Source organism: Falsihalocynthiibacter sp. SS001, assembly GCF_042445055.1.
Taxonomy (GTDB): Bacteria; Pseudomonadota; Alphaproteobacteria; order Rhodobacterales; family Rhodobacteraceae; genus Falsihalocynthiibacter.
The window spans coordinates 1,095,750-1,116,798 of record NZ_CP170339.1 but is presented as its reverse complement, the minus strand read 5'-3'; the positions used below and the strand labels follow the sequence as shown (position 1 = coordinate 1,116,798).

Annotated in this window: 9 protein-coding genes; 6 read left to right on the top strand and 3 right to left on the bottom strand. The window is 52.6% G+C overall.

What is annotated here, in order from left to right:
- Positions 1-178 precede the first annotated feature (178 nt).
- The 3 genes from ACFE33_RS05490 to ACFE33_RS05480 form a co-directional block, all read right to left on the bottom strand.
- A complete protein-coding gene (locus ACFE33_RS05490) occupies positions 179-13,234 on the bottom strand; it encodes a cadherin-like domain-containing protein (protein ID WP_380057903.1) in 13,056 nt (4,351 codons plus the stop codon).
- A gap of 175 nt (positions 13,235-13,409) precedes the next feature.
- Positions 13,410-14,381 (bottom strand): glutaminase, encoded by a 972-nt coding sequence (locus ACFE33_RS05485; protein WP_380057901.1) that lies wholly within the window; start codon positions 14,379-14,381, stop codon positions 13,410-13,412.
- Positions 14,374-15,804: an alanine/glycine:cation symporter family protein gene (locus tag ACFE33_RS05480; protein WP_380057900.1), complete on the bottom strand. Its 1,431-nt coding sequence runs from the start codon at positions 15,802-15,804 to the stop codon at positions 14,374-14,376. The genes ACFE33_RS05485 and ACFE33_RS05480 overlap by 8 nt, the downstream gene beginning before the upstream one ends.
- Positions 15,805-16,004: 200 nt before the next feature.
- Between ACFE33_RS05480 and ACFE33_RS05475 the strand changes: the two genes are divergently transcribed.
- From ACFE33_RS05475 to ACFE33_RS05450, 6 genes are all read left to right on the top strand, one after another.
- Positions 16,005-16,547 (top strand): sigma-70 family RNA polymerase sigma factor, encoded by a 543-nt coding sequence (locus tag ACFE33_RS05475; protein WP_380057898.1) that lies wholly within the window; start codon positions 16,005-16,007, stop codon positions 16,545-16,547.
- On the top strand, positions 16,532-17,233 hold the full coding sequence (locus tag ACFE33_RS05470) for an anti-sigma factor domain-containing protein (RefSeq protein WP_380057897.1): 702 nt from the start codon (positions 16,532-16,534) through the stop codon (positions 17,231-17,233). The genes ACFE33_RS05475 and ACFE33_RS05470 overlap by 16 nt, the downstream gene beginning before the upstream one ends.
- 111 nt (positions 17,234-17,344) lie before the next feature.
- The gene (locus ACFE33_RS05465) at positions 17,345-17,911 is read left to right on the top strand and encodes a fasciclin domain-containing protein (protein ID WP_380057895.1); all 567 of its coding nucleotides are present in this window, start codon (positions 17,345-17,347) and stop codon (positions 17,909-17,911) included.
- A gap of 280 nt (positions 17,912-18,191) precedes the next feature.
- The gene (dctP, locus tag ACFE33_RS05460) at positions 18,192-19,202 is read left to right on the top strand and encodes a TRAP transporter substrate-binding protein DctP (RefSeq protein ID WP_380057893.1); all 1,011 of its coding nucleotides are present in this window, start codon (positions 18,192-18,194) and stop codon (positions 19,200-19,202) included.
- A 9-nt stretch (positions 19,203-19,211) separates the two neighbouring features.
- Positions 19,212-19,748, top strand: coding sequence for a TRAP transporter small permease (locus tag ACFE33_RS05455; protein ID WP_380057891.1), 537 nt, complete (start codon positions 19,212-19,214; stop codon positions 19,746-19,748).
- A complete protein-coding gene (locus ACFE33_RS05450) occupies positions 19,748-21,040 on the top strand; it encodes a TRAP transporter large permease (protein ID WP_380057889.1) in 1,293 nt (430 codons plus the stop codon). Before ACFE33_RS05455 ends, ACFE33_RS05450 begins: the two co-directional genes overlap by 1 nt.
- Positions 21,041-21,049: the final 9 nt, after the last annotated feature.

Sequence of the window (21,049 nt, the reverse complement as noted above, 5' to 3'; positions counted from 1 at the left end):
GTTCTCTGGCTGGTGTTTCAATGGGAAGAACCGCAACCGCCAGTTTGGCCTCGCTCGGGTTTTCGCTGACACCTATTCTCTCGAGCCAAAATGCAGATCAGCAGTCAATAGCGACCAGCGCACTGGACGTACAAGATTACAAGTGTGCGCTTAGCCGCCAAACACTCGAATAATAGCGTTACAGAACAGCACTTTGTTGCTGCCCCGCCGCATCCTCAAAGATAATCGCAACTTGATCAGAGAAGCCGCCACCTGCGATACCGAGCGTTGCGACTTGATTACCGTCGACGATAAGCGCGCCGTTTGATGAATTATATGAAACATGCGCGGTTACATCGTCGGATTGCACAAGTGCGGTAAGGTCAACGCGATCATTGTCGCCTGGTGCTGCGGAAGGTGACTCATAGTCCTCTATCACATCGGAGGCCGAGAGATCGTCCAGAACGAACAAATCTCTACCGTCCCCTCCAAAGAGGGTGTCGGCCTCGGTTCCGCCGATCAGAACATCATCGAATGCGCTTCCGATAATATTGTCGGCCCCTGCCCCACCGTCCACCGAGAACCCGCGCGAAGCCATTGACAAATCAACCAGATCATCGCCGCCTAGCATGCTAAAGCCTTCGATTTCATCGTAAGGCGAAGTGGCATCGACAACTACAGAGTCGGCATTTGCAGTTCCAAGGGCGATGTCATTACCGCCCGCCGCACCCGTTACATCAGAAAGAAGAGGGTTCCCTTGATGGGTTGCCCCAGTGGCAACCATCTGAAGGGTATTAATTTCAAGCGTTGCCGTCGCTGAAGCAGATGCAGGAGGAACCCCGTCATCCACAATATCGTAGGTCAGCGTTGGAGTGCCCGCATAGGCATCGGGTACCGTTACTTCCACGTCGCCATTTGCAAGCAGCGTTACGGTTACGTCTGGATCGGCTGTCGCAGGATTGGCGATTTCCATGTTGTTGCCTTCAGGATCGGTCACCCCTTGCAACAAATCCGCTGCGGCAATGGTATAGCTCGTTGTTCCTGAAATCTCGATTGTGGGTGAAGTGCTGGGTACGGGAGCTTGATTAAGGTCCACTTGGAAAGACTGCGCCGCTGCAGTGCCATGATTGGTTGTAACGACTATATCTCCGTCCAACGCAACCGCAGAGCCAGCAGGCATGGTCAACGTGAGCGCCGCGATGGTAGCGGCAAATGTTGCCGTATCTGTCGCGCCGCGCGTAACCGTAAGGGTATTTGCGCCAAAATCTATGGTCCCCGCAGAGGCGGTCGTCCCAGCAGGAAGCGCGGTATTGAAGCTTATCACCACTTCCTCGAGGGTTTCCCACGGGTTGCTCGTTTCGTCAGGAAGTATCTGAGCGTCGATACCGAAGTCCACAACAACTGGCGCTCCTGTATCTGCTACTGAGATCGGAGTGATGTTAGTAACGGAAACATCCAATTCGCCATCGACGTCGATCGTGAATGTGTCCGTCGCATTACCACCCTCATTTGTGGTCACCGTGATCGAGCCATCAACCGAGGTTCCGTTCGTAGCAAAATCGGCAGGGAACGAAATTTCAAGCGCATTGAAATCCGCCTGCGACCCCGTGAATGTAAGCGTTCCGCCTGATGCCGTACCGCTCAAAGCCCCCGCGCTCCAAGTTGTACCGTCAGGCACACCCGTCAGTGTATAGGTCACGGAGTCTATTTGCTCTGAACCATCAACGTCGGTCACGTCGATCGTAAAATCCGCAGCTGGTGAATATAGCACCGCCGCATCTGTTTCCTGAAGCGTCACAGCGGGCACATCAACCGTCAGAACGAGGTCAGGCGCTGGCGCAATGGACAGATCAAGTTGTTGAGCAGGAGAAGGTTGCCGATCTTCAAAGATCGCTGATGGGTCTGTTGAGTCAATAGTGACTGCCACAACACTGAAGGACACATCTCCACCAAAATCCGCTGGCGGTACAAACGTCACGGCCCCGACGGGCTGAAATCCACCACCTGAACTCGTCCCCGCAATAGTTACAACGCCGCCAACTGGCGTTTGCGCGACACCGCCCACCAAGATAGTGCCAATGGGATTGCCGCTCGTATCAGTGGGCAATGTAACCTGAAACTCCATCTCTTCGTGTGGATCGGGCGTGGTTGCAGACAAGCTAATGGAGTATGCGGCCGCTTGGTCTTCGGTGCCGGTGGCTGGATCAAGACTTGCGGTGAGAGTGGGCACATCAGCATCAGGGCGCACGCGGACGATAAAGTCTTGGGAGGCTGTTTGAGTATCTGCATTAGATAACTCGAGGGTTTGAACAGTCACAGTTACCGGAAACTCTGCGGCAATTCCGTTTATTGAATCCGGCGTGCGTGCATGTTCAGGATCGAGAGAGAACGTTACGCTCTGATATGCCCCTTCGGACACGGTATAAGTACCATCACCGTTATCAATAAACCCGCCACCGCTTGGCCCCGAAATGGTCAAGCCCGGCGCGTTGGTAAGGTCGATCACGATCGACGTCGTTTCAGAACCATCTTTGTCCGGCGTGTCAGGTTGAACAACATCATACGCGGTGAATGCGATATCTTCGATCAATGTGACGACCGGCGTTCCAGAAGTCACGTCAAGATATGGGAGGCCCGTATCAGCGTCCAAGACGCTTGTGTCAAAAGTGAACGTCGGAACATCCGCGACCGCAATGACATTTACTTTTTGGGTCGCAGAGTTCGTCTTGGTCGATCCATCTATATCCTCCGCAGTGGCCGAAACGGTGATATTTATGCTGCCACCGCCAAAATGTTGGGGAGGGCGAATATAGAGGCCGTCAATCTGATCAATCGGAACTGAGTAAACACCTTGCGACGACGGCGTTATCAAAATGCCGTTCTTGTCATAGAGGTCGACATCCCCTGTCCACCCGGGCCCGCTTCCGGTGAAGGAGATTTCAACGTCGCCCGTCAGCCGCTCCCCACCGTCAGGGTCCGTGATATCAAGGTTCAGCTGGTAATCTGTATCTTCATCAAATCGCTTGATGCCTCTGAAAGAAATGCTAGGACCATCCACCACAGGGTTAATCACAAGAGAAAACTGGCCAGAACCATCATCAACTGTGCCGCAGGTGACATTCAAGAGACGTGTTGAAAAATCAAGGGTATTCAAGCCGTCGTAAGGGTCATTCGGACCAAGTGTCTCGCTAGCCGCAAATGGGTTATCAGGGCTTGATTGATGTGCCGGTGGCGTAAAGAGTATTGAGCCTTCGGTTTGGGTCGGATCATTGGGGTCCACTCCAAGTTTGGCGAAATCGACGATCCATTGGCCCGTAGCGGGATCCAGAAGCACCGCGCCGCTCGGAGTACTACTGAGTGTCGCCCCAGCCGGCAGATCAAGCGCCAACGTAAAGCTGCCATCCACACCGTTAGGCAAGTTTATCAGATCGGCGATTGAATCGTAAAATGGCGGATTTGGCGTCAGTTTAATTTGTAGAGGAATGGCCGTATCTTCGTCGCCGCTCCCTATCAGCGTGAGCGTTGGAAGTGGAAGTTCTTGATTTGGTGTGCAAGGCAGACCAGGTGAACCGGGGTCAGGAAGCACAACAACGGTGAAGTCCCTCGTTTCGACCGCGCCACCAGCGAGACTATTGATATATGCTAGATTGGCGGCGACGTCTGGACCCGGCAAGCTGCCGATAACTTGATCGTCCTCAATGACAATGGCGTGGAATTGCATGTCATAATAGGTAACCTCGTTCACCTGATTTGGAACGAACTCCATCGAAGCAAGTTGGCTGGCGGTGACAATGTAGGTTTCACCCGAAGCATCAATCGGCGTCGCGCCGACGAACGAGGTCGAAGGGTCGACGCCTGTAATCATATAATAGATCGTCTCAGAGCCGTCGAAGTTGCCCGCCGTATTCTGAATCTCGGACATCGTTCCCGCGAGTGGTGCCGCAGCATCAAACACCGAGCCAAAGACCGACGGATCATCATATCCAAGCTCGAGCGCCATTTCGGTCAGTTTTTGATCAAGGGTAAATGAATTACTGTCATAACCAGCATAGCCATATAGCTGATCATAGTGGACAGAAGCGTCATAGATGGCATCGACTGAGGACTGTGGAATCGTCGGGTTTGAGCTGTCGTTCGGATCGGCGCTTTGCACGGTGACAATCGGAGTATCCGCAACGCCACTTACGTCGATGGTGACAGTACCCCTGCCTGTTGTGAACTCAGACGGTTTGATCGTCTCATAGTAGACGACCTCGATTTCAAATGTAATTTGCTCGTTGCTATCCTGCCCTGGCAGTACCCAAAGGTTCTGCGCTTGTGCTGGAGTTAACAAGAATGTCCCCGCCGAAGAGTCGATTTTGGTTCCGCCCGCCGCTGGATTCCCGAGATAAAATTCCGGCACGCGCCCAAAGCTATCGGTAGAAATATGCAAAACTTCAATAGTGTCGAGGATCGCCTCTGGGGATTCAGGAGAATTCGTAGAGTTATCAATGATATTGCCGTCGATCACGACCCGAACGGCCGTATCCTCATCGGTAGACGTTTTCTCAGATGGATCGCCACCATCGGCGACGGGCTCAATGTGGACTGGCACCTGAGAGTTTGTTGTTCGCGTATTACCATCGTCTTCTGTCGTAACAACGTCAATCGATTCAATAATTTCGCCAGCCCAGTGTAATGGGATGCCCTCTACCCTGATATCATCCCATTGAATGACGCCATTGTTGTAGTTTGCTTCCAAGCTCCAAGTATTGAAACCTGGTGGACTGTTTAAAACCGTAATGAGTGCTGGCACTTTGGGGCCGCCAGGATTGGAGGTATCGTCCACATAAATCGTTATATTGGATGGTACATTACGAAGGACAACAGCCGTAATCTGCTCTGAGCCATCCAGATCCTTGAAATCAGTCAAGAGCGAGAAATTTGCCACGCCCCCAGCGGCATCAATAACGGCTTCATTTCCAACTGGAAGGGATACGACATTTGCAAAATTGTTCACCGGATTCACGTCAACATCGAAGGTCGCATCGGCATCCCTGGTGCGTGTTTGAACAGTATTGGTATCTGTTGTTGTCACCTTGATATTGAGATCGGCATCAAAAAAGTCACCCACCGAAGTATATGGGTCAGAGTTGTTACGATCGATATCGTAATCCTCGTAGAGTGACGGCTGTAACAACAATGCTCCGTCAAACTCCGTCACATCTGGAACGAATGTAATTGTCAACTCGCCAGTTGCACTGTCGTAGGTGGCGGTGTCGATTTTATTACGTTCGGCCTGCGATAATGAACCTTGACCAGTAATGTCATAGAATGAGGTCATATCCACGACGCCACCGCTTTGTGCGATCCACGCGGTCGGGATATTGCTAATGACGATAGTGTCCAGCTCCTCCGAGCCATCCAAGTCAGGTGTCGAACCGGCGATACCGACGAATAGATTCACCTGACCGTCTGCCTTTGTGGTCGTACCAGCGGGGCTCGAACCATCATCCGTGCTTTCCAATAGCGTTAGAATCTCGGCACCCGATACAGAGCCATCCTTAACCTGCGCGTCAACGCGGAGCGGCTCCCCTGTTGGAACTTCTTCGGTGCGCAGAACAAAAACGCTGCTCTCGAGTTCCGCTTCGGCGACGGGTCGAACCGTAACCGTTAGGGCGACAGGTTCGGTCGCGGTGTTGTCAGCAAGGTCGTATTCGTTTCCGGTCGTATTCGCCTCCTCCCAGCTTAGCTCGCCATCAAGAGTTGTGACGCCACTAAAGTGCTGAGGAAAGCGAAGGACAAGATTCTCGAGAGCGGTGGCGAACTGATCGGCTGTCGCGCCGCCCGCGGGCTCTACAATAAGTTCTGCCGAAAGCGGGTCCGAGGGATCTGGTACTAGGGTAATATGAGCATATGCGGCGTTTCCGCTTGCAACATAAACGTCCAAATCGCTGACGCTGAAATTATCTGATGCCGTTACAACTGACAGATCAAATCGCAATGCCGTAACGACCTCTGAGCCGTCCGTGTCCTGCAATGCAAAGCCCGTCATATTGAGGCGCACGTTGCGATTACCTGACGTGTTCTCATTGACGGCACGGTTATTCGCTGTGATATCAATAGGATCAACCACCGCATCGACATCAACGTCGACGGTGTCTGTCGCGGTTTGAGTGTCGCTCGGCAATCCAGCCGCTGTATCAACCGAAGTAACTGTCGCAATAAGGTCATCGCCAACCAAATCAATGACATCGCTATCGTCATTCAGGTTCGGCGTTGTCAGCACACCCGCGTTAAAGCTCGTATTTCCCGAATTGAGATCAATCGTTAGCGTCGTGCCAGACATTGTCGCGCCCGAAATCTTGGACACGTCACCTGTGAACAGACTGGTCGGCACGGCACCATTCGGCAGCCATCCTGTTGGAATATTCTCAATAACGATCTGCGTTAGTTCCTCCGACCCGTCTTGATCCGGCGTTGAGGCATCTATTTGTAGCGTGAATTGAGTGTCTTCCTTAACGACATATGCTCCGCTTGAATCTTGTGTCACATCCGGAGCAGAAACTTCCACCGACAGGTCGATGACTGGCTCCGCCACAGGCGTAATATTCAACGCCATTGTATCCGTCGTGGCACCGCCTTCGTCGGTTTGGACTTCGACCTCAATCTGGATAATTCCAGAGAAATGCTGTGGAAGAGAGGTGACCGTCAGCGCCTGAAGCTGCGCGAGCGTTAAATTCACCGTGGCAGTTGGCCCCGACAAGGTCACAGGTACGCCTGTTCCGTCATCAAGTACGGTATCACCATTGGTCGGCAGATCTGTAAATGTCACCACGATTGGATCAACGATAGATTCCGAGCCATCAATGTCCGTAACTATTGCGTCCAAGTTAAGCGGTATCGGTGTCGCAGAGACTAAATCCTCAATCTCCGTAATGTCATTCGTAATGATATCGACGTCGGCCTCGGGCGTGACAGTAACGGTGAAGTCGCGCGTTTCATCTCCACCCTCGTTGGTTTGGAATTGGGCGCTCCCCGTAATGTCTCCATCTCGTGTGGAAAAATCATCGGGTAGGGTGAACACAACATTCCGATAATCAGCGATGGTCGTGAATGTCTCGGTATACGGGCCATTTGGCAAAGTGGCGAAAGTTGCTCCTCCGTCGTAGGAAATCATCGAGCCATCAGGCAGATTATCGATCGTCAAGGTGATGCTATTGATCACCTCGGAGCCGTCGTCATCGCCATCCGGCCCCGCGCTACTATCGGCTGCGGCGTCAACGACGTCTGAAATACGGAATAGCTCATATCCGGCCTGTGGCCCTTCAGGAGTATTGTCTTCGTCGGTGTCTCCGGGCTGATCGTTTTCGGCAATGGTAAGTGCATCGCCGGTGACAACTAGGTCCTGCTCGAAGGCAACATTGATATCCATCCGCTCAAACGCAACGCCACCCTCATCCGTGAGGGCACCAACTAAGCCAAACAATGTGGTCGGGGGGCTTGTTGTTGAATAGTCCTCGGGGAGCCTTACAACCAGTTGGGTATACTCCGCGAACGTACCTATGAAATCCAGTCGAGCGTTAGGAATTGCTTGGAATGTAACACCATCGTCTGTCGAAAATTCTGTGCCTGCTGGCAGGTCATTAAAGACTACCGAAACTTCAGTTATCTGTTCCGACCCGTCTACATCGGTCGCCATCGGAATGAGGTGATCGTACGGCTTAAAATCAACGGGATCATCGGTTTCGGCCAAATCGATGTTGCCATCGGTGCCGTTCGCAAACGCGACGGTCACATCGCCTTCGACCTCGATGGTAATCGGGAATGTTGCGTCAAAAACCTCAGGCGTTCCATTGTCGTCAATTTCCAGATGAACTTCACCAACGATCGTCTGCCCTGGGTTTTCGGTCGAAAAATCTCGCGGAAAGGTCACCTCCAAATCGACAGGAAATGTCCCCGTGCCGCCAGGATATGTGTACTCAAGTTGTAACATACCTGGGTTCGCAGGGTCAGAGACAAGCGTGCCACCGTTCGCCGTGGTACCGGGTGGCAAATTCGGGATCGTTATGGTTCCGCTCGTAACGGTCTCTCCCGGATCGGGATCCAAAATCGAAATGTAATCTGAAAGACGTACAGGCAGGTCCGCATCGGTTTCTTGCGTTATCACGACGCCGTCAAGTTGGGCGTCTGGCTGTGCCTGAATTATGATCGTCTGCGGCGTGGCCGTCGCGCCCTCTGGAGTCTCAACCGTGATGATAGATCCAATTGTTCCATTGATATTCGGCGGCGTCAGCAGCGACAAATCGTTCGCCTGATCTATCGAACCCGTCCATGTGCGTGTCGCGGGATCGTATTGCGTGCTGACATCGCCGCCCAAGCTTGAAAACGTCGTCCCCGCTGGAAGATTTACATAGAAGATAGAAACGTTATTACCTGACGCAGGATCATAATTTCCGCTAGTTTCAGACCCATCAATGTCATCAACCGATATATCAATATCGAGATCAGTAGCAGTGATCGTTGTTCCGCCACTCATATTAGGACCGCCATCCTCCAACACAGTGACGATCGGCTCTGCAGAAAGGTTAATGTCGTGTTCATAGTCGATGACAACGACTTGCTCAGCGGTTACCTGCCCGTCATTGGCAAGATCAGAGGTCGGGTCGCGATCTTCGTCGGTTATTGCTTCCAGTCGGAAAGTCATCGGCAACGAGGAACCCGCCGAGATATCTACGCGATTAGTTGTTGAGAAATCCTGCGGAAGAACAAAACCGATGCCTTCATAGGTTGCTACCACATCGGGGAATTGGGCAATATCGAGGGTGATTGTCATCGTCAGAGAACCATCAACCGCCGTCACAAAACTCACATTTCCGGTCGGAACACCGCTCACCTGAAGATCAGTGTATGGATCGTTCGCACCACCAACAAAGATCGAAGGCAGCCCCTCGACGACCAGCGTCAGTTCCTGAACAGTTTCCGAGCCATCGCGATCAGTGGCGACTACAGTGAGCAAGTCCGAAGGAGAGATGGGTGTCTCAAGGTCAGTTTCATCCGGAATGATATCCGGCCGAAGGATAGCTTCGATGTCCCCCTCTTCCTCAATCTGTAGGCGCACGGGGGCAGTGTCTGGAGTGGGCTGCTCGGTCGAGTTGGCAGAGATCGTTCCCTCAATAAATCCGGTGACACCGGTCTGTGGGTTGGTGGTCGAATAGTCGCGGGGGAACAGCAACTCCAGCGCATTGTATTGATCAAGGCTACCCACGAAAGTAAAACTACCACCGGCAACCGGATCATATGTGACGGAACCACCCACGGGGTTTGCGACCAGTACATCAGGCGGCAAATCATTGAGGGTTAAGGTGACAGTATCAATCTGCTCTGGCGGGTTCCCGCTGGTATCTGTAACAGTAACAACCCATTGGTCCGAAGGACGAATATCGACCGCGGCATCCGTCTCATCGACCACGATATCAGGTGCGGTTATGTCGATATCACCCGTTCCTGAAATGACGATTTCTTGAGGTGTGGATACCCGCCCCTCTGGGCTAATCGCCGTGATCACCGATATTATCGTTCCCGAGTAATCCTGCGGAAGCGTGAGCTCTAATGCGTTTGCCTCCGCCATCGAGCCCGTCCATGTTGCGGTTTGCGGGTCGTAAGAACCTCCATTAAACGACACACCAGTAGGTATATTTGTATATTTAATCGCTACGGTCGTACTGTCTTCGGAACCGTCAATATCTACAGGTTGAACATCGATCTCCAGATCGACGGTCACTCCCAGTGTCGGCCCATTGCTATCCTCGACACCTGTCACCTGCGCTGGCGCTGCGATCTCTGCGTCCAACTCGAAATCTATGTCAATTTGGCGCGAGACCGTTTTTTGACCATCCGCGACACTATCATTCGCCAGATCCTGATCTTCATCAGTTTCCGCAGTAAGGCGAAGAATGATCGGCAAAGTCGTCGTCCCGCTCACGGGTGTAATATCCACCCGATTTGCAGTTGAGAAATCTATCGGCAGTTCAAAATTGATTGCATCATATGCCGCCACTGGATCAGGAACAGCAGGGCTTTCAAGCGTTATCGTAATGGTTACTGAATCCCCGACGCCAATAGCGGTGGCCACAACTGCGCCCGCGGGAATACCGGAAAAATTGAGCGTAGCCAGATCAGATCCAACAGGCAGCCCTTCGATCACCAATACAAGTCGGTTAATTGCCTCAGAGCCATCCGCATCAGTTGCCATTGGCTCTAGTAGGTCTGACGGTGTCACCGGCGTTACACTATCGGTTTCATCCGCAACATTGTCTGGCAAACTATCGTCAATATCAACGTCGCCTTCAGGCGTAATCACAAGGTTCAGAGGAACTGGAGAGGTCGCCGCACCTTCTGTGGACGTCGCGGCCAATGTTCCCGTTATGGGGCCGTCAATCTGCGGTGGTGTGCGGTTCTCGGTCGAGAAATCAGTGGGAAACTGCAAGAGCAGCGCGCTGTACTCGTCTCCAGTACCGGTAAATACCAACTGTCCACCATTTACCGCATCATAAGTAATGCTCCCCCCCAAAGGCGAATTGATAACAACACCTGGTGGCAGATCGTTGAGCGTTAGAGTGACCGTCTCCAACCTTTCCAGCGGAAGGTTTAGATCGTTGTCGGAAATTTCCACTTTCCAATCAGCCGCGGGACGGACAATCACAGAGTGATCAGTCTCGGCACGCTGAATGTCAGTGATCTCAAAATCGATATCAGGTGTTGGTGAGATTTCGATGGTTTGATCTTGAAAGACCTCACCTTCGGGACTGTATGCACGGATGCTTGCGTTGATCGTCCCTGAGTAGTCACCCGGAAGCTGCAAACTTAGCGCTTCTGCCTCCGCCTCTGTCCCACTCCAGATGCCAGTTGAGCGATCATAATTCGACGTAAGATTAGTCGTGCCGTTAAGGAATACTGTGCCAAACGGAAGATCGGTATACGTAATCTCGACAAAGATCACATCCTCGGACCCATCGATATCTACGGGCTCTATAACGATGCCAAGGTTCACTTCTACACCCGAGCCATCGCCAGCCAAACTGTCCTCAACGCCCGTCACAGTCGGTGTCGCGTTAAGCGTCAGATCCGCCTCGAAATCAATATCTATGACCCGCGTCGCAATCGCCTGACCATCGTTGGCCAAATCAATTCCGTAATTTTGCTCTTCGTCGGTGCCAACAAACAGCTGCAACGTCAGAGGCATTTCAGTACCGACGGTCAAGTCCGTCCGGTTCGTCGTAGAGAAATCCTTAGGCAGCGCGAACTCGATGGCGGTATATGCCGCCAAAACATCCCCTACCTGTGCGTCCAATAACTGTATGTAGAGCGTCTCGGAGCCATTTACCCCAGCAACAAATGTTGTTTGCGCACCCGTGGGCAATACCAACCCCAGCGACGCAATATCCGACCCAGCGGGGAGCCCGTCGACGCTAAATAACGCCCCAACAATCTTTTCGGAGTTATCCATGTCCGTTGGCGCAGGAAGCATCAGGTCCGAAGGTTTCACTGGCGTCGGCGCGTCGGTTTCATCCGGTACATTATCGGGTAATGTATCATCAATCGTTACGTCTCCTTCAGGAGTGATGCGCAACGAAATGGGCAAGTTTTGACCGCCGACTGGATCTTCGGTCGATGTCGCACTGATGGTGCCTGTCAGCGCACCCGTGCTTCCCTGTAATGGGCTTTCTGTAGAGTAATCTTTAGGGAAAGACAGCCGCAACTGTGCGTACTGCTCTCCAGTACCAACGAATGTCAGCGATCCGCCCGCAGCTGCATCATAGGTGATTGTTGCACCTTGTCCGCCCAATATTTTCACGCCCGCAGGAAGTCCGTTCAATGTAAACGAAACTGAATCCAAGACCTCATGAGGGGCGGTGTTATCAGTATCCGAGATACTAATAACCCACGACAGCGAAGGCTGAACGATCGTAGGAGCATCCGTTTCCGCAGTGACGAGTTCCGTAAGCGCAAAATCCACATCACCTGTAGGTGCAATTTCTATCCGCTGAGGAATTTCAACGCGCCCTTCGGGGCTGATGGCATAAATAATCGAGTCGATTGTTCCTGAAAAATCGCCAGGCAAATGCAATTCTAATGCATTCGCCTCCGCCATGGTTCCTGACCAAACTCCCGACGCGACATCATAACTACCGCCGTTAAAGTGAGCAAATAGAGGCATGTTTGTGTAAACAATTTCGATGCGTGTGCTATCTTCGGAACCGTCTAGATCAATCGCCGCAACCGAAATGCCCAAGTCAAGCTGAACGCCCGTATCATCGCCATTATAGCTGTCCTCGATATCGCGGAGGACGGCAGGAGCGTCGAGATTAACATCCAACTCGACTTGAAGACGAATGGTGAAATCACGGGTATCAAAATCTCCGAAATCGGTCTTGACCGAAATCGTACCGCTCAAATCACCAGAAACGATATCGGACCGATTATCAGTGGAGAAATCCTTGGGGAACGTTAGGACGAGGTTTGGCAGATCATCCGGTGAGCCGCTAAATGTGTAGGTTAATGTTCCTGAGCCATCAGGAGTAAAGGACCCTAGGGTTGCCGTGGTTCCAATGGGAAGTTTGAAGATCGTTATCGATAGATCCTCGTATGGCACACCTCCTGCACCCAAGATCGATGTGACCGAGAAATAGTCACCCAAGCGAATTGAAACTGTCGCGTCTGTTTCAGTCGCAATAATATCGTCGGGGCCAACGATCACCGAGCTGATCAGGCTACCACCACCGCTGTAATCCTCCTCGCGGCGCTCTGGTGTCAGGTAATCCGTAGGCGGCAATAATGGGCTGAACGGAAGCCCAATCAAAGGATCAGGAACGCTTACGAGCATCTCTGGACCGCCACTCGAGCGGGCAATCGTTCCCTTCTCAGCAATCTCGGAGATACTGTCCCACATTGTTGCGGGCAGTGCGAGATCGGCAAGATCATCGGTACTAAGCGTTGCATTTTCGGCAACGACATCCATATCAAGCTCAGCCGCCCCCAACAGAACAACTAGCGTCCCGTCAGGCTGCACAAGAACCAGATCGTTTCCAATTATTAGCGGCTGGGAAATAAGCTTCCCAGCAGGCAACCGAATGATGTCCTGTTCGGCCGCATCAATAACTATAATACCCACGTAGCCGATACCAGCTCGAAGGTCCGTCAGAATATTTTCTAGTTCTACCGGTCCTATGTCTTGTAATGATGAACCAGCAAACGACCCAAGATCATTGCTCATTAACTCACTCCAATATTTCGAGCGTAATGTTAAATTCCCTTAGCCATCAAGAACTTTCTACTTTTCAACCAAGCGAAGCGACAATCCCTAGCGCCCAAAAGGGCGTGTGTTTTAGAGGATACTCCGCGATCAAAATGTCGCAATATCCACTATTCAGCAGTGCACCGACCGCGCGCTACTCTTCCAAACTAAAGTGCACATCACCGGTAAAAAGTGACCAACCCGCTTGGCGCACAAGGTCATCAAGTGCGCGTGTGGCCAGAAGGGAGTTTCCCTTATTATCCAATCCGGGGCACCACGCAGCGACCGAGGCAACGCCTGGTACGATCCCGAGGATTCCACCGCCGACACCCGTTTTTGCGGGTATCCCAATCCGAAACGCGAAATCCCCGGAAGCATCATATGCCCCGCACGTCATCATCAGGGCGAGGATGCGGCGGGTGCGCTCTTGGGTAATGATAGCATCGTCCGTTTCGGCAAGTTGGCCGCCCAAGGCAAGATATCTACCCAAGTGCGCAAGTTGGCGGCAGGACATCGCGATACTGCACTGACGAAAGTAGACAGACAGAGTATCTTCGACGGTGCATCTAAGGTTGTTCTCGGCAGAAATAAACTGAGCCAGCGCCCTGTTTCGGTGGCCAGTTTGCGCCTCGGATTTGGCCACATTCTGATCAACAAAGATATCGTCATCGCCAGCCGCTCTTCGACATAAATCAAGGATTTGATCTACGGCTTGATCTGGCTTCTGCCCTTCGAGAACAACGTCAGCGGTTACAATCGCGCCCGCATTGATGAACGGATTTCTTGGCACGCCCTTTTCATATTCAAGCTGAATAATGGAGTTGAATGGATCACCCGAAGGTTCCCGTCCAACCCGTTGCCAAAGGGTGGCGCCGCAACGCTCCAAAGCGAGCGTCAAGGTTAGAACTTTAGAGATACTCTGGATTGAAAACGGAACCTCGGCATCGCCCGCACAGATCACCTCGCCATTCGCCAAAACGATCGCGATGCCAAACTGGTTCAGGTTAACAGTCGCCAGTTCGGGAATGTAATTGGCCACAACACCCCGCTCAACCTCGCCGACCATGCGCTCGGCAATGCTGTCAACGATCCCCTGAAGCGTCTGCGCATCATAAACCCTAGCCATGTATCTTGTCCTCGGCGGTCCAAACGGTACGATCCACACCATCTCCTAGTTCTGGGTACTTTGAGGCATCAAACCGTGGATCGGCTCCCGCGTTGCGTTGCGTGAAATAATCCTTCGTCAGTTTATACACAGTCCCCGAGAGCAAGAGGATCGCCGTCAGGTTGATAACTGCCATAGTTCCCATCGCGGCATCCGCAAAGTTAAACACTGTACTCACGGATTGAATTGACCCCCACGCGACCATCGCAAGACATCCAAGGCGCAGAATAGTGATTGGCATTGGTTTGTTTAGCTTGAGGAACGCCAAGGCGTTTTCCGCATATGAGTAATTCCCCAAAATGGAAGTGAACGCGAAGAATAAGATCGCAATCGCTACGAAATATCCGCCAGCTACGCCAACGTGCGCCTCAAGAGCGCTTTGGGTCAGCTGCATGCCAGTCAGTTCGTTGGTGCCCAAGACACCAGACAACAGGATCAAGAGCGCAGTCGCGGTTGAAACAAGGATTGTATCCACAAAACAACCGAAGGCCTGCACGAACCCTTGGCTTGCTGGATGGTGCGGCACAGGGGTTGCCACCGCGGCAATGTTCGGTGCGGAGCCCATACCTGCTTCGTTCGAGAATAGACCGCGCTTTATACCATTCAACGCTGCGGCCATTACCCCGCCCGTGACACCGCCGACGGCCTCCTGAAGGCCCAGCGCGCTGGAAATGATCAACCAGATCATTTGTGGTACTTCGGTCAAGTTGAACGCCATGACCACGACGGCCAGAAGTAGATAGGCTCCTGCCATGACGGGGACCAATACCTGCGCGACTTTCGCGATTGAGCGGATACCCCCAAAAATGACGAATCCCGCCATTACGGCGACCACTACACCAACAACGATTTTGGGTACTCCAAACGAGCCGTTAAATGCCTCGGCGATGGAGTTCGCCTGTACGGCCACGAAGATGAGTCCGAAACTTACGATGAGACAGATGGAAAATATCGTCCCTGCCCACGGCGCGTTTAGTCCCTTGGAAATATAGAACGCAGGTCCGCCGCGATGTCGGCCCTCCTTTGTCGTGATCTTGTAGACCTGAGCAAGCGAACTCTCGGCATATGCCGTTGCCATCCCAACAAGGGCCACCATCCACATCCAGAAGATCGCCCCAGGACCACCCAGTGTAAGCGCGACGGCAACGCCAGCAAGGTTTCCCGTCCCGACCCGCGAAGCAAGGCTGACGGTTAGGGCCTGAAAAGGAGATATCCCTCGTTTATCCTTGCTAGCCGGTGCGGTTATGACCCGCAACATCTCGCGAAAATGAACAAACTGGATGCCACCCAGACGAATTGTGAAAAACAGGCCCGCACCAAGCAAACCGTAAATCAACACGAAGTTCCAAAGTACGCCATTAATGGCGTTAATAACGGTGTCCATTCCTCGTCCCCTGAATAAATAAACGCTCCCCAAGAGGGCGTTCGGAGTCATTAATTAATTCTCTGAGCAATCTATCTTAAGGTATTACACACAACTCTATTTTCTCAAAGCGCAGATAGAATTGCATTTGTCACTGGGTGATAGATTGACGAAGGAAGCACGGCTGCTACTGTTCGGAAGCCCAGAAACGCAAGGACAACATGACTACGATCTCAGACATCGAAGAAATGATTGTACGTGTCGGTATCGGAGACCGCTCGGCGTTCAATTCCCTTTATGAGGCCACAAGCGCGAAACTTTTTGGCGTTTGTCTACGTATCTTAAAGAATAGGGCAGAAGCAGAAGAAGCATTGCAAGAGGCCTTCGTCAGAATTTGGCAGAAGGCAAACGGCTATGCATCTAACGGCTACAGTCCGATGACGTGGCTAATTACCCTCACGCGGAATTTGGCGATTGATAAACTTCGCGCACGAAAGGCGCCAACGACCGACATCGACGCTGTCCCTAACCTAAGTGACAGCGGCCCTAATCCGGAAGAGGCCGCAATGGCCGCATCCGAGCGGGGGCAGATCGATGCCTGCCTGAACGAGTTGGAAACTGATCGCGGCGACGCCGTGCGCGGTGCCTATCTCGAAGGTGAGAGCTATCAGGAGTTGGCCGAGCGATTTGAGGTGCCAATAAATACGATGAGAACTTGGCTGCGACGCAGCTTGCTAAAACTGAAAGAATGTCTGAGCCGATGACGGAAACCGTGGAACATAACGACGATGTTGCCCTTGTTGGGGAATATGCGTTGCACCTCTTGGATGCAGAAGCCCGTCGTGCGTTCGAGCACCGGTTAGCCGCAGAGCCTCAACTGCGGGCATTGCTGCGCGATTGGGACGAAAACCTTATTCCTTTAGCGGATGATTTCACAGCAATCCCTCCTCCGCCTCGCGTTAAGGAGCGGATCGACGCAACCCTGTTCCCTGCGCAGAAAAAATCTTTTGGCACTTGGCTGCGGACATCCTTTGGCGGCGGCGTTCTTGTCGCAAGCCTTTTGGCGGTACTGCTACTGGCGTTCCTGCCGCAATCCGACCCAACCGTGCACAGACCAGGTTATCACTCCAACGTGGCCTCTCAAGATCAATCGCTCTTTGTTCGTGTCGTACTAGAGGCGGATTCCGACGAGCTTGTCTTTGAACGCCAAGCGGGTGACGCGCCGACGGGCCGCTCTTTGGAACTTTGGCTCATCGCCAAAGATGCCGAAGCTCCTATCTCACTTGGTGTCCTACCCCAAGAGCCGAACGGTACCATTAGTCTTTCTGGTGACCTCTTGGCGATATTCGAAGATGGCACAATCGCCATTACCGACGAACCGTTGGGCGGATCGCCGGATGGAACCCCAACGGGTGATGTCGTCGCGAGCGGTGAAATTCTGTTAATCTAAAAATAATTTTAAAAAAATTTGCCTCGGCTGAAACTTTCCGCCACGCGCTCTCGTGGTTCCTTTTATCTCCGGACACGCTGTTCGGTTCATTAGTAAAAAAGGAACACCAAAATGAACATTCTTAAATCTGCCCTTATTGCCACGACTCTTCTTGCTTCTTCTGGTGCGGTTTTTGCCGACGATCACTCCACTGAAAACCCGATGGTAGGTGGTGCTGAAATGTTCGCCGATAAGAACATCGTCGAAAATGCACTGAACTCTGCGGATCACACAACATTGGTTGCCGCCGTTAAAGCAGCAGGTCTAGCCGAAACACTGATGGGTGACGGACCTTTCACAGTATTTGCCCCAACCAACGAAGCCTTCGCTGCGCTCCCTGAAGGTACCGTTGACACGCTCCTTAAGCCTGAGAACAAAGAGCTTCTCACAACTGTCCTCACTTGCCATGTAGTCGGCAAAGCTGTGATGGCAGACGCGCTTCAAGGCATGATCACGGACGATGGCGGCAAGCACGCAGTTCCCACACTCGGAGGCTGTACGCTGCAAGCTTACAACGAAGGCGATAGCATCGTACTCGAAGACGAAAACGGTGCCAAAGCGACAGTTACAATCGCCGACGTCAAGCAATCAAATGGCGTAATCCACGTGACTGATGCGGTGTTTACTCCGAAGATGTAATAACGAATTTCCAGCGAAGGCCCGCCACTAAACTGGCGGGCCTTTTTGCGTTCTAGAAAGGTAAATTTGGCCATCACCTGCCTAGCAACAATTTCTTACACAGCAAATTTCAAAGCCCTCCTGTGCAAGCACCATCGCGCCGCACAAGTTTAACCTCGCGCATTTTCGTCGGGCAATTCCATCCAACCAGCAAAATCACGAATGGCAAACTCTCGCACGGCGCGGTAAGCTGATGTTAACCGAGATTGAACCCCGACTTAATTCCCATGGAGGATTCCCGATGAATGTTATTACCAAAAATCTGGCGATCGGCTTTGCTGGCCTTGGATTAACCGTCACAAGCGCGGGTGCTGAAGAATGGCGCTTCAACAATTTTCTTCCGGAAACACGCCCCGAAACCGCGCAGATGGAGCAATTCGTAGAAGAAGTTAACGCGGCCCTTGATGGCGACACGAGCCTAAAGCTCTACTCCGGTGGATCGCTTGGTTTGCCCAACACCGACACGCTGCGCTTCCTTCCGCGCGGAGCGGTTGAAATGAGCCTGATGTGGGCGAACTATCTCGGGCGCGACGCCCCTGCCCTTAGCTCTGTTGTTGTTCAGGGCACGATTGGTTCGGCTGAAGAATTCGAAAAAGTGCTCCCAACAGTGCGCGAGATTTACGAAGAGGAATTCTCTGAGTGGGACGTGACCTCGGTTGGTTATGTCGCAATCCCTATGCTCTCGGTTTCTGTTTTCTGTCGGGATGAGCCTGTGAATACGCTCGAAGGATTAAAATCCAAGAAGCTCCGCGTTTGGGCCCGTGATCAGGTGGAGACATTCACGCGCCTCGGTGTTGCCGCACAGATCATTCCACAAGAAGAAATGTATGTTGCGATGAAAACTGGCGTCGTAGATTGCGCGCTCTATCCTGCGCTCTATGCTCATACAGTTTCCCTACAAGAAGTCGCGAAATATGCCTCCTACATCTATCCTATGGCCTCTGGCCCATATGTGATTGGCGTCGCCACGGACCGTTGGGAAAAAACCGATGAGGATGTAAAGGCAGCGATCACTAATGCGGCTGAGGATCTCTGGGATCGGACAAATCAATACGAGAAAGACCTAGAGCTTGAAATGGAAGCCCGCGAAACCCTCGCAGAAGGCGGCGTTGTCTGGGGAGAAGATTTCTCGGATGAGGATCGTGAACTCGTTGTGTCCTCAGTGACTGAGACATGGAAAATGCTCGCAGAAGAGGCCGGCGGCAACGCGCCAGCTTATCGCGAGCGCGTTCTCGAAGCATTGGGACGCTAAGCGGTCGCAATGGCGAACTCGTTTAATAAGAGCGTCGCGCAGGGGCTGGAATGGCTGGCCCTTGCGTGCGCGGCCCTCGCGGCGGTGGGAATGACCGCCATCGTTGGCATCATTGTGACAAGCGTCATGATGCGCAAGTTTGCCAATTCTCCTGTGCACATAACCGAAGAAGTCGTCGGATTGCTTTTGAGCGTCTCACTGTTTCTCGGCCTACCTATGGTAACGCTCAAATCGAAACACGTGAGTGTTGCGCTGATTACCAATCAGCTAAGCGGAGCCGCCCTCGCGACCATCCGCGCCCTTGGTCTGTTGATCGCGATCGCGTTTTTCGGCTGGCTCATCTGGGAGTCAATTCCTTGGCTTGAGTTCGCTTTCAAACGCAACCTCAAGACAGAAACAACACGCATATTGCTCTATCCATGGATGGCACTCATGCCGTTGTCGCTTGGATTGACTGGAATAATCCTAGTGGCGCAACTGCTAGGAATTGTAACGCCACCCCAAGAGAACGAACTTGAACTGCCCCAGTCCGACGGAGCCCCCTAGTGACATTTTGGCTGACTCTTATCGGCGGCATCGTCGCCACAGCGAGCACGGGCATGGCGCTTGGGGCTGCACTTGGCATTACCGGCCTCATTATCCTGCATTTCTTCTCGAACGGCGCGACGTCGCTTGCGGTGGATGCCATATGGAACGTCTTTAATTCCTTCACCTTGAGTGCGGTTCCGATGTTCATTCTGCTAGGCGAAATCTTGTTGCGCAGCGGGATTAGCGAGAAGGCCTATTCTGCATTCTCCCCCCTCTTTCGCAGAGTGCCTGGCGGCCTGCTGCATACCAACATCGCGGTATGCACCCTGTTTGGCGCCGTTAGCGGCTCTAGCCTCTCGACAGCCGCTGCTGTCGGCTCGGTCGCCTACCCCGAGATGTCCAAGCGTGGCTATGACAAGGACACCGTTGTCGGAAGTCTCGCGGGGGGCGGTACGCTGGGTCTGTTGATCCCGCCAAGCCTTTCGTTCCTGATTTATGGCGCGCTCACGGAAACGTCGATTGGCCGACTGTTTGCTGCGGGCATCATTCCCGGCTTTCTGGTCGGGAGTCTCTTCATGGGATACCTGCTGGTGAAATGCATCCGCAATCCCGCCATTGCGCCACGTGATACGCAAGTCAGCACATTCTGGGAAATCCTTGCGGGCTTTAGGCAAATATGGCCCCTACTTGCCCTCATCTTCGCGGTAATCGGCACGATTGTCGGCGGTCTGGCAACCCCAACAGAAGCAGCTGGCGTCGGCGTTGTACTGGCCATAGCTATCTCGACAATCTGGGGGGATCTCACATTCTCCAAGCTAATCGACGCGGTATATAATTCGGTTCTGCTGTTTTCTGCCGTAGGATTTTTGGTCCTTGGCGCAACGATCCTTGCTCAGTCCGTCAGTATTCTCGGCATACCGCAACAGGTGCTTGAAGTCGTCGCCGATAGCGGGCTTGGAACATATAGCGTGTTGCTGATCGTCGTACTGATATACCTTGTGATGGGGTGCTTCTTTGACGGCCTTTCGCTGATGATTATGACGCTGCCAGTTGTGTTTCCACTTCTCACCGGTCTGGGCTTCGACCCGATCTGGATTGGTGTTGTAATTACCATCGTCATCGAAATCGGTCAGATAACGCCACCCGTCGGGCTGAACCTTTCGGTCTTGACGGCGCTTACCAATAACGAGGTTAGCTTAGGTCGTGTGGCAAAGGCGACGGTTCCTTACTGGATCATCCATCTGTTCGCGATCTTCATCCTGACGCTCTTTCCGATGCTGGCACTCTTCCTACCTAACCTTCTCTTCTAACGCAGGAGC